The organism is Bradyrhizobium agreste, assembly GCF_016031625.1.
GTDB lineage: Bacteria > Pseudomonadota > Alphaproteobacteria > Rhizobiales > Xanthobacteraceae > Bradyrhizobium > Bradyrhizobium agreste.
Genome location: NZ_JACCHP010000011.1, coordinates 118,178 through 133,055, shown reverse-complemented (window position 1 = coordinate 133,055; position 14,878 = coordinate 118,178). Strand labels below are relative to the sequence as shown.

Annotated in this window: 13 protein-coding genes; 8 read left to right on the top strand and 5 right to left on the bottom strand. The window is 66.2% G+C overall.

The features are described 5' to 3' along the window. Positions 1 to 62: 62 nt before the first annotated feature. Positions 63 to 1,166 carry a DUF2336 domain-containing protein gene (locus HZZ13_RS17570; protein ID WP_197960808.1) on the top strand — a complete coding sequence of 368 codons (1,104 nt, stop codon included), beginning with the start codon at positions 63 to 65 and terminating at the stop codon, positions 1,164 to 1,166. Positions 1,167 to 1,259: 93 nt separating this feature from the next. On the opposite strand, the gene HZZ13_RS17565 is transcribed toward HZZ13_RS17570, so the two are convergent. Both HZZ13_RS17565 and HZZ13_RS17560 read right to left on the bottom strand, forming a co-directional pair. Further along, the gene (locus HZZ13_RS17565) at positions 1,260 to 1,898 is read right to left on the bottom strand and encodes an NrsF family protein (protein ID WP_197960807.1); all 639 of its coding nucleotides are present in this window, start codon (positions 1,896 to 1,898) and stop codon (positions 1,260 to 1,262) included. Positions 1,899 to 1,900: 2 nt separating this feature from the next. Further along, positions 1,901 to 2,446, bottom strand: coding sequence for a sigma-70 family RNA polymerase sigma factor (locus HZZ13_RS17560; protein ID WP_197960806.1), 546 nt, complete (start codon positions 2,444 to 2,446; stop codon positions 1,901 to 1,903). Between the two features lie 288 nt (positions 2,447 to 2,734). On the opposite strand from HZZ13_RS17560, the gene HZZ13_RS17555 reads away from it, so the two are divergent. The 5 genes from HZZ13_RS17555 to HZZ13_RS17535 all read left to right on the top strand — a co-directional run bounded on the left by HZZ13_RS17555 (position 2,735) and on the right by HZZ13_RS17535 (position 7,491). Beyond that, positions 2,735 to 3,388 (top strand): hypothetical protein, encoded by a 654-nt coding sequence (locus tag HZZ13_RS17555; RefSeq protein ID WP_197960805.1) that lies wholly within the window; start codon positions 2,735 to 2,737, stop codon positions 3,386 to 3,388. Positions 3,389 to 3,497: 109 nt separating this feature from the next. Next, positions 3,498 to 4,277 carry an enoyl-CoA hydratase gene (locus tag HZZ13_RS17550; protein WP_197960804.1) on the top strand — a complete coding sequence of 260 codons (780 nt, stop codon included), beginning with the start codon at positions 3,498 to 3,500 and terminating at the stop codon, positions 4,275 to 4,277. A 186-nt stretch (positions 4,278 to 4,463) separates the two neighbouring features. Continuing rightward, on the top strand, positions 4,464 to 5,894 hold the full coding sequence (locus HZZ13_RS17545) for a TolC family outer membrane protein (protein WP_197960803.1): 1,431 nt from the start codon (positions 4,464 to 4,466) through the stop codon (positions 5,892 to 5,894). A gap of 25 nt (positions 5,895 to 5,919) precedes the next feature. Beyond that, positions 5,920 to 6,477, top strand: coding sequence for a P-loop NTPase family protein (locus HZZ13_RS17540; protein WP_197960802.1), 558 nt, complete (start codon positions 5,920 to 5,922; stop codon positions 6,475 to 6,477). A gap of 51 nt (positions 6,478 to 6,528) precedes the next feature. Beyond that, positions 6,529 to 7,491, top strand: coding sequence for an amidohydrolase family protein (locus HZZ13_RS17535; protein WP_197960801.1), 963 nt, complete (start codon positions 6,529 to 6,531; stop codon positions 7,489 to 7,491). Between the two features lie 3 nt (positions 7,492 to 7,494). Here the strand turns inward: HZZ13_RS17535 and HZZ13_RS17530 are convergent, their stop codons facing one another. The 3 genes from HZZ13_RS17530 to HZZ13_RS17520 form a co-directional block, all read right to left on the bottom strand. Beyond that, entirely contained in the window at positions 7,495 to 10,611 is a 3,117-nt protein-coding gene (locus HZZ13_RS17530; protein WP_197960800.1) for an efflux RND transporter permease subunit, read from the bottom strand. Positions 10,612 to 10,640: 29 nt separating this feature from the next. After that, the gene (locus tag HZZ13_RS17525) at positions 10,641 to 11,891 is read right to left on the bottom strand and encodes an efflux RND transporter periplasmic adaptor subunit (protein WP_197960799.1); all 1,251 of its coding nucleotides are present in this window, start codon (positions 11,889 to 11,891) and stop codon (positions 10,641 to 10,643) included. 145 nt (positions 11,892 to 12,036) lie between these two features. After that, entirely contained in the window at positions 12,037 to 13,437 is a 1,401-nt protein-coding gene (locus HZZ13_RS17520; RefSeq protein WP_197960798.1) for a CoA transferase, read from the bottom strand. A 68-nt stretch (positions 13,438 to 13,505) separates the two neighbouring features. Between HZZ13_RS17520 and HZZ13_RS17515 the strand changes: the two genes are divergently transcribed. Continuing rightward, on the top strand, positions 13,506 to 13,793 hold the full coding sequence (locus tag HZZ13_RS17515; RefSeq protein ID WP_197961097.1) for a hypothetical protein: 288 nt from the start codon (positions 13,506 to 13,508) through the stop codon (positions 13,791 to 13,793). Positions 13,794 to 13,995: 202 nt separating this feature from the next. Then, positions 13,996 to 14,766: an SDR family NAD(P)-dependent oxidoreductase gene (locus HZZ13_RS17510; RefSeq protein WP_197960797.1), complete on the top strand. Its 771-nt coding sequence runs from the start codon at positions 13,996 to 13,998 to the stop codon at positions 14,764 to 14,766. Positions 14,767 to 14,878: the final 112 nt, after the last annotated feature.

Below are 14,878 nucleotides of genomic sequence, written 5' to 3'. Positions count from 1 at the left end.
CGATCCATTTTCCTCCGGCGCGACAGAAGCCGCTGCCGGGCCGGATGCTCCAGGACAGAGCGATGAGATCCAATTCCGCAAGACCATCCGAAAGCCTGCTCGAGGAATTGCAGGCTGCCCTCTCGCACGGGACCGTCGCGCGCCGGCTGGAGACGCTCCGCCGCGTCACCGATCTCTTCGTGGGCAACGCGGTCGACTATTCCGACGACCAGATCCGCGTGTTCGACGACGTGTTCCAGTGCCTGATCGAGCAGATCGAGACATCCGCCAGGGCGCTGCTCGCCGAACGGCTCGCGCCGATCGCGGCTGCGCCGCCGCAGATCATCCGCACGCTCGCGCTCGACGAGGTGATCGAGGTCTCAGGCCCCGTGCTGTCGAAGTCGGAGCGGCTGGACGAGGCAACATTGATCCAGATCGCGCGCACCAGAGGCCAGGCGCATCTCAAGGCGATCTCGCTGCGGCGGACGCTGTCGGAAGCGCTGACCGACGTGCTGGTGGCTCGGGGCAACGAGGACGTGGTGCAGTCGACCGTCGGCAATCCGGGCGCGCGGCTCTCGGAAGAGAGTCTCGCCGATCTCGTCGTCCGCGCCGAGCGCGACGACGACCTCGCCAGCTGCATCGGCCTGCGTCCCGACCTGCCGCGCCATCACTATCTGAGGCTGGTCGCCAAGGCATCCTCGAGCGTGCGCAGGAAGCTCGCGGCCGCGCATCCCGAGCTCGCGGACGAGGTGTCGAGGGCCGTCGAGGAAGCGGCCCAACAGGTTCGCGCCGTCGCCAGGACGAAGCAGACGGAGATGGCTCGCGCGCTGGTGAAGTCGCTGCACGAGGACGGCCGCCTCAACGAGCTCCAGGTCGCCGCCTTCGCCGAGCAGGGCAAGTTCGACGAGACCAACGCGGCGCTGGCCGCACTCGCAGGGATTGCGATCGAGACCGCCGAGACCATGATGATCGAGAGCCGCACCGAAGGCGTGATGATCCTCGCCAAGGCCGCGGGCATGCAATGGTCGAGCGTGCGCGCCATCATCGCCTTGCGTGAGAAGCTCTCCGGGGGGTCGCAGACCGACATGCTGAAGCTGCGCGACAGCTATGAGGCGCTGCGCTCATCGACCGCGCAACAGGTGTTGCGCTTCCACCGCATGCAGTTGCAAGCGACGCCGGCGACGTGAAGCCGGCGCTAAAGCGCGATGCGATCGCGCTTTAGGTTGTTGTTCGAGCATGATCTTTTCGGAAAACCGCTAGACACTTTTCCAGATCATGCTCTAATACCGCAACACCTTCGATCCGACCGCTGCGCCGATCGCCGTCACCAGCGCGGTCGCGAGCGTGTACCAGGTCGCGACGAACAGCGGAGAATCGTCGGTGCAGTGCGAGGCATAGAGGGTCGCCGCAAGTCCGGCCGACACCAGCCCTGCGAGCGCTCCGGCGAGCGCGGGGCGGGACGGCGCGCCGTGGCGGAGGCCGAACAGCGCCCCCGCAAGCAGCGGCAGCGCCATCGCGGGGATCGCGACCAGGCACACCCTGGAGTTCTTGCCCACCAGGCGCATGGTCATCGGCATGGCCGGCGCCATCATCGCCTCGCTGCCGATCGCCACCGCGAGCAGCCCGACGGGAAGCAGCAGCAGCCAGCCCCAGCCGCGCAGCAGGGCTTCCGGACGCGACAAATGCAGGCTGACGATGATGGCAGGGATCGCGAGCGACAACGTCACCGCGAACTTCATGTCGAAGAACGGATTGCGCATGGCGCTCATGACATCGGCCCGCACGCCGAGGAACGTCGCGAAGATCAGGATCGACAAGGGCGCGACCACCAGCAGCGCCATGGTCAACACGGCGCCGACGCGTGGGGCACGGTGTGCGTTGTCGGCCGCGAGCGAGCGAATGAGTTGATCGGTATCCATGATCAATGGTCCCGCAATTTGGTCGTCAGCGCCGCAAGCCCGCGATGCAGCGCGACCCGGACCGCACCCTCGCTCATCGACAACTTTGCCGCCGTATCCTTGATCGAAGCGGCCTCGACCGCGATCGATTGCAGCACGTCGCGCTGACGCTGCGGCAGGGTTCCGAGCTGGGCGGCGACCTCGCCGGCCGAAGCGGTCTCCTGCGGCGCCTCGCCCGGCAGCGTCTCGGCGAAATCGTCGATGTTGACGAACACGCGCCTGCCGCGCCGCCGGAGCGCATCGATCAGCTTGTTGCGGCCGATCGCAAACAGCCAGGGCGCGAAGGGGGCTTCGCTGTCCCAGGTATGCCGCTTCAGATGCACCGCCAACAGAATCTCCTGCACGATATCCTCGGCCTGGTCGGGCGGCTGACCTGCCCGCGCCAGGCCACGCCTCGCGGCGGCCCGCAGCACCGGCGTGACTGCCCTCAACAGACGATGATACGCCGCATCATCGCCTGCCATGGCCGACCGCATCAGGCCGGTCCATTCGTCCTCACGTCCGCGCACCCGCGCCCTCACCATGCAATTCGGTCGCTCTTTCAATTTGTTACGCGGGCACCGAATATATCACGAATTCGTGATCGATCGGGGCCGCGCGACCGATGCGGCCGCAAACATCTGCGACGGCTCATAACACCGATCGCTGCGTCCTGCATCGGGGGGACGGCTGCGGGAGGGGGTTTGCCGCGTTTTTGGCGAGTGTAGCCCGAAGATTCCCATTTTCTGCCGCGCTGTCGTCACGCCCCGGGGTCTCTGTTCGCTGCCGGGACGGGCGGAATTGGGGAGATCGTCGACATGATGAAAGCCAGCGCGCGCGCGGCCCTGATCGCTTTGGCCGGGCTTTTCCTGCTGTCCGGGGGTGTCGCACAGGCGGCGCCGAACTCGACCGCAGGCAACAAATCGGAGAGCGCGGACAAGGGGGCCGATACGCCCAAGCAGCGGCGCCACGACTCGCGCCGCACCGACAGCAAGAAGACGGTGCAGAAATCCGAGGACAAGGCCGACAAGAAGGAGACAATGGCCAAGCCCGACGCGGCCAAGGACGACAAGACCGACAATCAGGTCCCGGCCTCGAGCCAGATGGCCCCGGAGGTCGCCAACGCCAATGCGCAGCTCGCCGATGCGCCGACTGCCGCGGCCGCGGCCGCGATGACGAACCGCGCCAACGACAACGTCCAGGCCGCCGCCGATAATACCAACGCCGAGAACTCCGAAGGCCAGGTCGTCGCGCCCGATCAGCTCAACGACATCGATCGCGCCTTGCAGGAGACCCCGCCGCCGCAGAAGACGGTGATCGCCGCAACCGAGGCGCAGCCACGGCCGGCGCCGGTGATGGCCAGCAGCCAGCAGAGCTCGGCCTGGGACCAGAGCTCCCTGATCGGCAAGATCTTCATCGGCGTCGGCACGTTGCTGACCCTGGCCTCCGCCGCGCGCATGTTCATGGCCTGACGGCCGGTTCCGCCGGGACGCGACCCGCACGCGTCCCGGCCTCCGGCCCCCTTGAAGGCATCCGCGCCAGCGGGCACATTGCCCGCTCAATCAAAAGCGTGGGTGGAGCATGAGCACGTTCGAACACATCATCGTCGAGAGCATCGGTGCGGTCGGCATCGTCAAGCTGAACCGGCCGAAGATGCTCAACGCGCTCTCGTTCGGCGTCTTCCGCGAGATCGCCGCAGCGGTCGACGATCTCGAGGCCGATGACGCCATCGGCTGCATCGTCGTGACCGGCAACGAGAAGGCCTTTGCCGCCGGCGCCGACATCAAGGAGATGCAGCCCAAGGGCTTCATCGACATGTTCTCCGAGGATTTCGCCGCGATCGGCGGCGACCGCATCGCGCGCTGCCGCAAGCCGACCATCGCCGCGGTCGCCGGCTACGCGCTCGGCGGCGGCTGCGAGCTCGCCATGATGTGCGATTTCATCATCGCCGCCGACACCGCAAAGTTCGGCCAGCCCGAGATCACGCTCGGCACCATTCCGGGCATCGGCGGTACCCAGCGGCTGACACGCGCGATCGGCAAGTCCAAGGCCATGGACCTCTGCCTCACCGGCCGGATGATGGACGCGGCGGAAGCCGAGCGAAGCGGCCTCGTCAGCCGCATCGTACCCGCCGATAAGCTGATGGACGAAGTCATGGCGGCCGCCGAGAAGATCGCCGCGATGTCGCGCCCTGCGGCCGCAATGGCCAAGGAAGCGGTGAACCGCGCCTTTGAGACCACGCTGTCCGAAGGCATGAGCGTCGAGCGCAACCTGTTCCATTCGACCTTCGCGCTCGAGGACCGCTCGGAGGGCATGGCGGCGTTCATCGAGAAGCGCAAGCCGGTGAACAAGAACCGGTAACGCACATACGGTCAGGCAGGTGTAAGGCTCTGGCGCATCCCCGCCCACATCCTGTGACGCACCTGCAACAAGCACGGAATACATGGGAGTTTTCCCCGCGGCAGTTTGCCTGCGCGACCCCGGCTGGCTAAACAGTTAAGAGGCCATCGTCGGCGGGGGCGGACAGCCGGGGTTAAGCGGGATTACATGATTGGGCGTGCCGCCAGAGCTGGTCGCGGGGTGACGCGACGTCGATCGGGCGCGGGTCATGTGCTTGCGACATGGACCACGCTGGCGCTCTCGTGCGCCTTTCCCTCCGCGGCATGGGCCGAAGCCCTGCCGGAAGCCCTGGCAAGAGCCTATCAGACCAATCCGCAGCTCAATGCCGAGCGCGCGCGCCAGCGCGCCACCGACGAGAACGTGCCGCAGGCGCTGGCGGGCTACCGGCCGCAGATCGTGGCGAGCCTCAGCGCCGGCCTGCAATCGGTGCGCAATCTGCTGCCCAACAACACCATCCAGACTGCGGATCTGAAGCCCTGGATCATCGGCGTCACCGTGACGCAGACCCTGTTCAACGGTTTCCGCACCGCCAACGGCGTCCGCGCCGCGGAGCTCCAGGTGCAGTCGGGCCGCGAAGCGCTGCGCAATGTCGGCCAGGGCGTGCTGCTCGATGCGGTCACCGTCTATACCAACGTGCTGGCGAACCAGTCGCTGGTCGAGGCGCAGCGCTCCAACGTGGCATTCCTGCGCGAGACGCTCGCCGTCACCCAGCGTCGGCTCAACGCCGGCGACGTCACGCCGACCGACACCGCGCAGGCCGAGGCCCGCCTCAATCGTGGCCTTGCCGATCTCAACGCAGCCGAGGTCGCGCTTGCGGTCAGCCAGGCGACTTATGCGCAGGTGATCGGGAATGCACCGTCGCAGCTCAGGCCTGCCGAGGCCGTCGACCGCTATCTGCCGAAGAGCCGCGAGGACGCCATGACGATGGCGATCCGCCAGCATCCGGCAGTGATGGCCGCCAGCTTCGACGTCGATGTCGCCTCCACCAACATCCGCATCGCCGAAGGCACGCTGCTGCCGAGCGCGACCATCCAGGGCAGCGCCAGCAAGAGCCGCAACAACGACCCGACGCTCGGCACCTTCGCCGAGGACCAGGCCTCGATCGTCGCCAACGTCACCGCGCCGATCTACGACGGCGGCCAGGCCGCGGCGCAGACCCGGCAGGCCAAGGAGATCACGGCGCAGAGCCGCCTCGTGCTCGACCAGGTGCGCAACCAGGCGCGCACGGCGGCGGTCAGCGCCTGGGTTGCCAATGAAGGCGCCAGGATCGCGGTCTCGGCCTCGGAGTCCGAGGTGAAGGCGGCGACCGTCGCGCTGCAGGGCGTGCAGCGCGAGGCCGCTGGCGGCCAGCGCACGACGGTGGACGTTCTGAACTCGCAGGCCGACCTGATCCAGGCCAAGGCCCGCCTGATCGGCGCGCAACGCGACCGCGTGATCGCCTCCTACACGCTGCTCAGCGCCATCGGCCATCTCGATGTCAAGACGCTGAATCTGAACACGCCGGATTACCTGCCCGAGGTGCACTATCACCAGGTCCGCGACGCCTGGCACGGCCTGCGCACCCCGTCGGGGCAGTAGGTTCAAATCTCTCTGGTGGGTGCCGATGAAAAGCCGCCGCATCCATCTGATGGGAGCCTCGGGGTCTGGCGTGACCACGCTCGGTCGCGCGCTCGCGGGCCGGCTTGCGCTGCCGCATCACGACAGCGACGACTATTTCTGGCTGCCCACCGTGCCGCCCTATCGGACGACCCGCCCGGCCCTCGACCGCCTGCGCCTGATGCGCGAGATGTTCTTGCCGCGCCTCGACTGGGTGCTGAGCGGGTCCGTCACCGGCTGGGGCGAAGAGCTCGTTTCGTACTACGACCTCGTCGTCTTCGTGACCGCGCCGCGCGAGATCCGGATGAAACGATTGCGCGCCCGCGAGGCCGCCCATTTCGGCGCTGATGCCGTCGCGCCGGGCGGCTGGCGCCATGCCGAAACCGAAGACTTCGTCGAATGGGCCTCCCATTACGAAGCCGGCGATCGCGAAGGTCGCAGTCTCGCCAAGCACGAAGCGTGGCTCTCGAGCCTGCCCTGCCCGGTCGTGCGCGTGGACGGCTCACGTCCGCTTGCTGGTCTCATCGAGCAGCTATGCAGCGAAGTGGAGCGATTGCCCGGCTGATGTGATATTCTTCTCCCGCTCGCCTACAAAAAAATAACCGGGAGAGAAACCATGCTCAGCCGACGCAGCGTCCTGCTTGCCTCCCTTGCGGCCGGAGTAGCCATGACCAGCAAAGCCCATGCCCGTGCGGCGCAGCCCGCGACGCCTGTCAATTTCGACGTCCCGGCGCATGCCTGCGACTGTCACACCCACATTCATGGCGATGTCGAAAAGTTTCCGTTCTTCGCCGGGCGCGTCTATACGCCGGAGCCGGCTTCGCCGGAAGAAATGACCGCGTTGCACAAGGCGCTGCACATCGAGCGCGTGGTGATCGTGACGCCGAGCGTCTACGGCACCGACAATTCCTCCACGCTGTTCGGGATGAAGGCCCGCGGCGCGACCGCGCGCGGGGTTGCCGTGATCGACGACAAGACGCCGGAGAGCGCGCTCGATACGATGCATCAGGACGGCTTCCGCGGCATCCGCCTCAACCTCGCGACCGGCGGCGTCAATGACCCCAATGTCGGCCGGCCGCGCTTCACCGCCGCCGTCGAGCGCATGAAGGCGCGCGGCTGGCACGTGCAGCTCTACACCACGCTGGCCATGATCGCCGCGATCAAGGACCTCGTCGAGGCGACGCCGGTGCCGGTCGTGTTCGACCATTTCGGCGGCCTCGAGGCTTCGCTCGGCCTGGAGCAGCCGGGCTTCTCCGATCTCGTCGCGCTGGTGAAATCCGGCAAGGCTTATGTGAAGATCTCCGGCGCCTATCGCTCGTCGAAGCTCGCGCCCGATTATCAGGACATGGTGCCCTATGCCCGCGCGCTGATCGCGGCCAATGCAGACCGCATCGTCTGGGGCACCGACTGGCCGCATCCGGATTCGAGCCGCGTCGAGGGCCGCAAGCCCACCGACATCGCGCCGCTCTACCAGATCGACGACGGCCGCCTCCTCAACCAGCTGCCGGTGTGGGCACCGGATGCCGAGGTGCGCAAGAAGATCCTGGTCGACAACCCGGCGCGGCTCTACGGGTTCTGACGATCAGCGCGCGCGGCGGGAGAAGAAGGAGATCAGCACCGGCAGGGTCACGAGGATCACGACCGGCGCCAGCATCATGCCGGTGACGACGACGACCGCGAGCGGCTTCTGCACCTGGGAGCCGATGCCTTCCGACAGCGCCGCCGGCAGGAGGCCGACGCCTGCGACGACGCAGGTCATCAGCACCGGCCGGAGCTGCAGCTCGCCGGTGCGCACCACCGCGCTCATGCGGTCCATGCCCTCTTCGATCAGCTGATTGAACTGCGACAGGATGATGATGCCGTCCATCACGGCGATGCCGAACAGCGCGATGAAGCCGATCGCCGCGGAGACGCTGAACGCTGTGCCCGAGATCAAGAGGCCGAGCACGCCGCCGAAGATCGCCATTGGGATCACGCTCATCGCGAGCAGTGTGTCCGTCATCGAGCCGAAATTGAACCAGAGCAGCACGCCGATCAGCGCCAGCGAGATCGGCACCACGATCGAAAGCCGCCGGATCGCGTCCTGGAGATTGCCGAACTCGCCGACCCACTCCATATGCGAGCCCGCCGGCAGCTGAACCTGCGCGGCGATCTTATCCTGCGCCTCGCGGATCGCGCTGCCGAGATCGCGTTCGCGCACCGAGAACTTGATCGGCAGATAACGCTCCTGCTGCTCGCGATAGATGTAGGCGGCGCCGGAGACGAGGCTGATGGTCGCGACCTCGCTTAAGGGGATCTGCGTGACGGTGCCGTTCGGCCCGGGCGCGCCGATCCGCAAATTCTGGATCGCCTCGGCGCTGCGGCGGTATTCGGGCGCGAGGCGGACGATGATCGGGAAATGGCGGTCGCTTCCGGGCTCATAGAGGTCGCCGGCGGTGTCGCCGCCGATTGCGACCTTGATGGTGGCGTTGATGTCGCCCGGCGCGAGGCCGTAGCGCGCGGCCTTGGCGCGATCGATGTCGATCTGAACGGTCGGCTGGCCCAGCGAGGTGAACACGGCAAGGTCGGTGACGCCTTGCACGGTCGACAGCACCTGCTTGATCTTGTTGGCGGTGTCGGTCAGCGCCTGGAGGTCGCTGCCGAACAGCTTGATCGAGTTCTCGCCCTTCACGCCGGAAACGGCTTCGGAAACGTTGTCCTGGAGATATTGCGAGAAGTTGAACTCGACGCCGGGGAAGCGATCGTCGAGCTGCTTGAGAAGCTGCGCGGTCAGCTCTTCCTTGTCGCGGGTCCCGGGCCACTGGCTCACGGGCTTGAGCGGCGCGAAGAACTCGGCGTTGAAGAAGCCGGCGGCGTCGGTACCGTCGTCGGGACGGCCGTGTTGCGACACGACGGATTCGACCTCGGGCCGGGCGCGGATCACCTTGCGCATCTCGTTGACGTAGCTGTTGCCTTCCTGCAGCGAGATGGTCGGCGGCAGCGTGGCACGGATCCAGAGGTTGCCCTCCTCCAGCTTCGGCAGGAATTCGAGGCCGAGCAGCCGGGCGAGCGCGACCGTCATCAACACCAGGCCGACCGCGGCGCCGAGGACTATGTTGCGGTTGGCCACCGCCCAATTCAGCACAGGCATGTAGAGCCGGTGCAGGATCAGCATCACCTTCGTCTCAGTCTCCTCGACATGCGCGGGCAGGATGATGGCGGACAGCGCGGGGGTCACGGTGAAGGTGGCAAGCAGGCCGCCGGCCAGCGCATAGGCATAGGTGCGCGCCATCGGCCCGAAGATGTTGCCCTCGACGCCTGACAGCGTGAACAGCGGCAGGAAGGCCGCGATGATGATCGCCGCGGCGAAGAAAATCGATCGCGAAACGTCGGCTGCCGCGCTCAGGATGGCATGGCTCTTCATGCCGAACAGCGTCTCGTTCGACATATGCTCGGATTCCGACATCGGCGTCGTTTGCGTGAGGCGGCGGAAGATCGCTTCCACCATGATCACGGTGGCATCGACGATCAGGCCGAAATCGATCGCGCCGACCGACAGGAGGTTGGCCGATTCCCCGCGCAGCACCAGGATGATCACGGCGAAGAACAGCGCGAACGGGATGGTGGCGCCGACGATCAGCGCGCTGCGGAGATCGCCGAGGAAGATCCACTGCAACAGCACGATCAGGAGAATGCCCACCACCATGTTGTGCAGCACGGTGTGGGTGGTGAGCTCGATGAGGTCGCCGCGATCGTAGATGCGCTCGATGCGCACACCGGGTGGCAGGATGCTGGAATTGTTGATCTGCTGGACGAGTTCGTGGACGCGCTTGATGGTCGGCGAGCTCTGCTCGCCCCGCCGCATCAGCACGATGCCCTGCACGATGTCGTCGGAATCGTCGAGGCCGGCAATGCCGAGACGTGGCTTCTGACCGACGGTGACCGTGGCGACGTCCCGGACCAGCACCGGATTGCCGCCGGTCTGCGCCACCATGGTGTTGGCGAGGTCGTCGATCGAGCGGATCAGGCCGACGCCGCGCACCACGGCGGATTGCTGGCCGATATTGACGGTGTTGCCGCCGACATTGACGTTGGAATTGCCGACCGCCTGGAGCAGTTGCGGCAGCGTCAGGCCGTTGGCGACCAGCTTGTTGAAATCGACCTGGATCTCGTAGGTCTTGCTCCTGCCGCCCCAGCCGGTGACGTCGATCACGCCGGGCACCGCGCGGAAGCGGCGCTGCAGCATCCAGTCCTGGATGGTCTTGAGGTCGAGCACGCTGTAGTTCGGCGGACCGACCAGGCGATAGCGGAAGATCTCGCCGATCGGGCTGAGCGGGGAGATCTGCGGCTGCACGTTGCCGGGCAGCGGCGCGAGCTGCGCCAGGCGATTCAGCACCTGCTGCAACGCCTCGTCATAGGTGTAGGCGAAGGAGAACTGGATTTTGACGTCGGACAGACCGTAGAGCGAGATGGTGCGGATGGTCGTGATGTTCTTCAGGCCGGCGACCTGGGTCTCGATCGGGATCGTGATGTAGCGCTCGATCTCCTCCGCCGACAGGCCCGGGCTCTGCGTCACGATGTCGACCATCGGCGGGGTCGGGTCGGGATAGGCCTCGATGTTGAGCCGGTTGAACGCGATCAGGCCGCCGATCAGCACGGCGACGAACATGCCGACCATCAGGAAACGCCGGTTGACGGCAAGGGCAACGAGACGATCCATTCAGGTCTTCAATTTTCTTGGGTCGTCGATTAGCTGCCGGACGCCGCGCGGTCGATGAACAGACTGCCTTTGGTGACGATCTGCTCGCCGGGCTTCAGATTGCTGGTGACCTCGACGAGGTTGCCGTTGATGAGACCGATCTTGATCTGGCGCAGCTCGACGGACTTGTCCTCGCGCGCGACCCAGAGGCGGACCTTGTCGGCCTCATAGATCAGCGCCTGCTTCGGCACCGCCGGCGCGGGGCGGTCGCCGGCCGAATAGATCGTGACGTTCGCGAACATTTCCGGCTTGAGCAGCCCGTCCTTGTTGTCGATCGTGGCGCGGACCAGCAGACGGCGCGTGGTGGGATCGATCGCGGCGGCAACGTAGTTGATCTTGGCGCTGAACGGACGGCCCGGCAGCGCCATCACGTTGACGGTGATGTCCTGCCCGATGCAGACCGCGGCCGCATCGCTCTCGCGCACGAAAGCGGTGAGCCAGACCGTGGAGAGGTCGCCGACCACGAAGACCGGATCGCTGGCGCCGGAATTGACGTATTGGCCCGGGCCGATCTTGCGCTGCACGACGGTGCCGGAGATCGGCGAATAAATCGTGATCTCCCGATCGATGACGCCTTTTTCCTGGAACGCCTTGATGGCTTCATCGGTGAAGCCGAGGATGCGCAGCTTGTTGCGCGCCGCTTCCAGCGCCGTCACCGAAGAGCGCATGTCGTTGCGCGCCTGCACCTGGGCCGCTTCCGCCTGCTGGTAATCCTTGAGCGGAATGGCGTGGCCCTCGTAGAGGTCCTTGGCGCGCTTGAACTGGATGTCGGAAAGCTCGAGTGCCGACTTCGCCTTGTTCTGCGAGGTCATCGCCGCGATGAAATCGTTCTGGGCCTGCACGGTGTCGGCGGCCTCGATCGTAAACAGCGGTTGACCTTGCTTCAGCGTCTCGCCCGGCTTGGCAAGCAGCTTGGTGACGCGGCCTGCATAGGGCGAGAACACCGGCGTCGAGCGGTCCTCGTCGACGGCGACCTTGCCCTCGGTGACATACTCGGCCCGGAAGCTCCTGGCGGCGACCGGCTCGATCGTCAGCGTCGCCCATTCGGAGGGCGTCGGCGTGAAGTTCTGCGCGTTCCTGCGCGACTGGCTGGAGATCTCGGAGTGCTTCTTTTCCTTCGGGCCCGAAGAGAAGAAGCCGTACGCTCCGACACCGGCGCCGGCGAGAGCTAGTAAAACTACGGATGCGATCACCCGTTGTTTTGTAAGCACCTGCAATCGCTTGGTATTCTCAACTACCATGGGGCCCGGTCGTGTCTGCGACGATCTCGGCAAATGACTGCCTCATCGATCGCGCTAATAGTGCCGAATTGGGATTTCAAACAACCTAAAAAACGCCTCGCACCTTTCCGTTTGCGTTAAAATTTTGCGACGCGTCAGCTTCACGTCAGCTTCGCGCCGGCCACTGTGCCGGATGACTGCCGAGCGGCATCGCCGGACGGCTCCATTGCGCCGGCGTCTTGGACAGACGTGCGGAATGCCGCACCGCCTTCAACGTGCCGAAGCCAGATGGCATGCTTTCGATGAACGCAGCATGTACGGCCTCCCCCGTAATATCCGGGGTATCCAGTCCGCCCTCGAGCCGGCCGAGATTCCACAGCCAGCGGCCGGTCTGCGCCAGCGACACGCGCGCGTGCCAGCTGCCGCCTTCGTACGCCTGGCGTGCCTTGGCCATCATCGCGCCGAACGCCATCAGAAAGCCGGTGGCGTGGTCGAGCATCTGTGCCGGCAATTCCCTGGGACCGTCGATGCCGGCGGCCCGGCCCTCGGCATGGTTGAAGCCCGTCGTGGTCTGCACCAGGGAGTCGAAGCCGCGCCGCTCGGCCCAGGGGCCGGCGTGGCCATAGGCCGACAGCGTGACATAGACGATGCCGGGGCTGATCTGCGCCGCTTGCTCCGGTGCAAAGCCGAGCGCGGCGAGTGCGCCCGGACGATAGCCTTGCGAGAAGATGTCGGCGTCCTTCAACAGCTCGCGCAGCTGCGCCCGCCCGGCCTCGCGCTTCAGCTCGATGAAGGTGGTGAGCTTGCCGCGGCCGGTATCGATGGTGAGCCAGTCGATCGCGGGCAGCCCCGGTCCTGACACCAGCAGCACGTCGGCACCGTGCGCGGCGAGCGTACGGCCGGCGACGGGGCCGGCGATGACGCGGGAAAGATCGAGGACGCGAAGACCCGAGAGCGGACGATCGCCTTCCGGCCACGGCCTTGGCGGCGCCTCGCCGATCTTCTCGATCGAGAGCAGCGGCAATTGCGCGAGCGCGCGCGCCTGCGGGTGCGCGGACCATTCGTCGTAGGAGCGCATCAGGGCGACGACGCCGCCTGCGGCGTAGGCCGCGGTTTCGAAATCGTCGCCCTTCCACTGCATCAGCGCGGCCTGCACGGATCCGCGCACGGGCTCGCAAGCAAGCACCTTGCAGACGGCGTCGCGGTGATGCGGAAAATTCGTGTGGCAGCGAACGAAGCGGCCATCGCCCGTTCTGTAGACGCCGGCGATGGCGTCCCAAGCCGGTGGCGGCGGCTTGTCGTCGAGCCGCAGATAACGCTCGGAACGGCATTCGGCGACGGCATGGCGCATGTCGACGGAGACGTGCTGCGCCTCGCCGCTGCGCAGCTTCCATATCTCGGCGGCGGCAAGGCCGGCCGCCGCGATCGTGGTCTGGCCGGCGACGGCAACGCGAAACGAGGACGGGATCTGCGGCTCCTCGCCGGTCAGCCGCACGCGGCCGAGCGCAGTCGGATCGCCGCCAGCGGAGGTCCAGATGCTCTGGAGAATATCGGCGGGGCTTTGCATGGCCGCTTCTCTCCCTGCTCGTTTGCTGTACTTTTCGCGACCATGTCATGACCGCAGAAAGGATTGCAATGGCCGCCATCGACCCCCTCACCGCGGGTGCCGTCTTCATCGCAACGGCGGCCACCGACGCGGTCTACGTGATGTTCACCTCGGCCGTGGTCGCGCGCAAGCGCATCCCTGCGGCGACCTGGAGCGCGATCTGGTATCTGCTCTCCTCCTATGCCGTGATCAGCTACACCGAGAACGCCTTCTACGTTGCCTTTGCCGCGATCGGCTCCTGGGCCGGCGCCTATGCCTCGCTGACCTTCCTGCACCGCCCGCCCGGCGGCCCGCCGGTCGGGGCTGCGCCGGAGTGAAGTCTCTCCGCCGTCATTGCGAGGAGCCCTTGCGACGAAGCAATCCAGGATCCTTGCGCGGATGCATTTCTGGATTGCTTCGCGGAGCCTGTCATCGGGCCGCGCTTTTGCGCGGACCCGGTGGCTCGCAATGACGAATTGGAGAGTTCAGCATACCAGCCGAAACAGCTACACTTGCGGCACCAACAAGAAGGAGCCAACAATGGATCTCGGTCTCAAAGGCAAGAACGCCGTCGTGCTCGGCGGCACGCGCGGCATCGGGCGGGCGATTGCAGCGACGCTGGCCGGTGAAGGCGCCAATGTCGCGGTGTGCGCGCGCAACGCCGATCAGGTCGCGGCAACCATCGCGGAGTTGAAGGCGAGCGGCATCCGCGCCACGGGCGGCACGGTCGACGTCACCGACGGCGCGGCGCTGAAAAGCTGGATCGAGGCTGCAGCAAAAGAGCTCGGCGGCATCGACCTGCTGTTCTCCAATGCCGGCGCAATGGCGCAAGGGCACGATCCCGCATCCTGGGAGCAGAATTTCCGGCTCGACGTGCTCGGCGCCGTGCACGCCTTCGACGCCGCGCGGCCGTTCCTCGAGACAAGCGGCGCCGAAGGCGGCGATGCGGCCTTCGTGATCATCTCGTCGATCTCCGCGGCGCAGGCGGACACGGCGAGCTCCTACGGCCCGATCAAGGCCGCGCTGATCCACATGGCCAAGGGACTTGCGCGGCAATATGCGAAGAAGAAGATCCGCGTGAATGTCGTGTCGCCCGGCACCGTCTATTTCAAGGGCGGCGTCTGGGAGATGATCGAGAAGAACATGCCGGAGCGTTACAACGACGCGATGAAGCGCAACCCGACCGGCCGCATGGCGACGCCGCAGGACATCGCGAACGCGGCGGTGTTTCTGGCAAGCCCGGTGTCGGGATTCACCACGGGATCGAATCTGGTGGTGGACGGCGCGATCTCGAACCGGGTGAATTTTTGAGGGTGGAGTTTGCGGCGCTCCCTCCGCCGTCATGGCCGGGCTTGACCCGGCCATCCACGCGCCGCCGCACGTTCGGAAAGACGTGGATGCCCGGGTCAAGCCCGGGCATGAC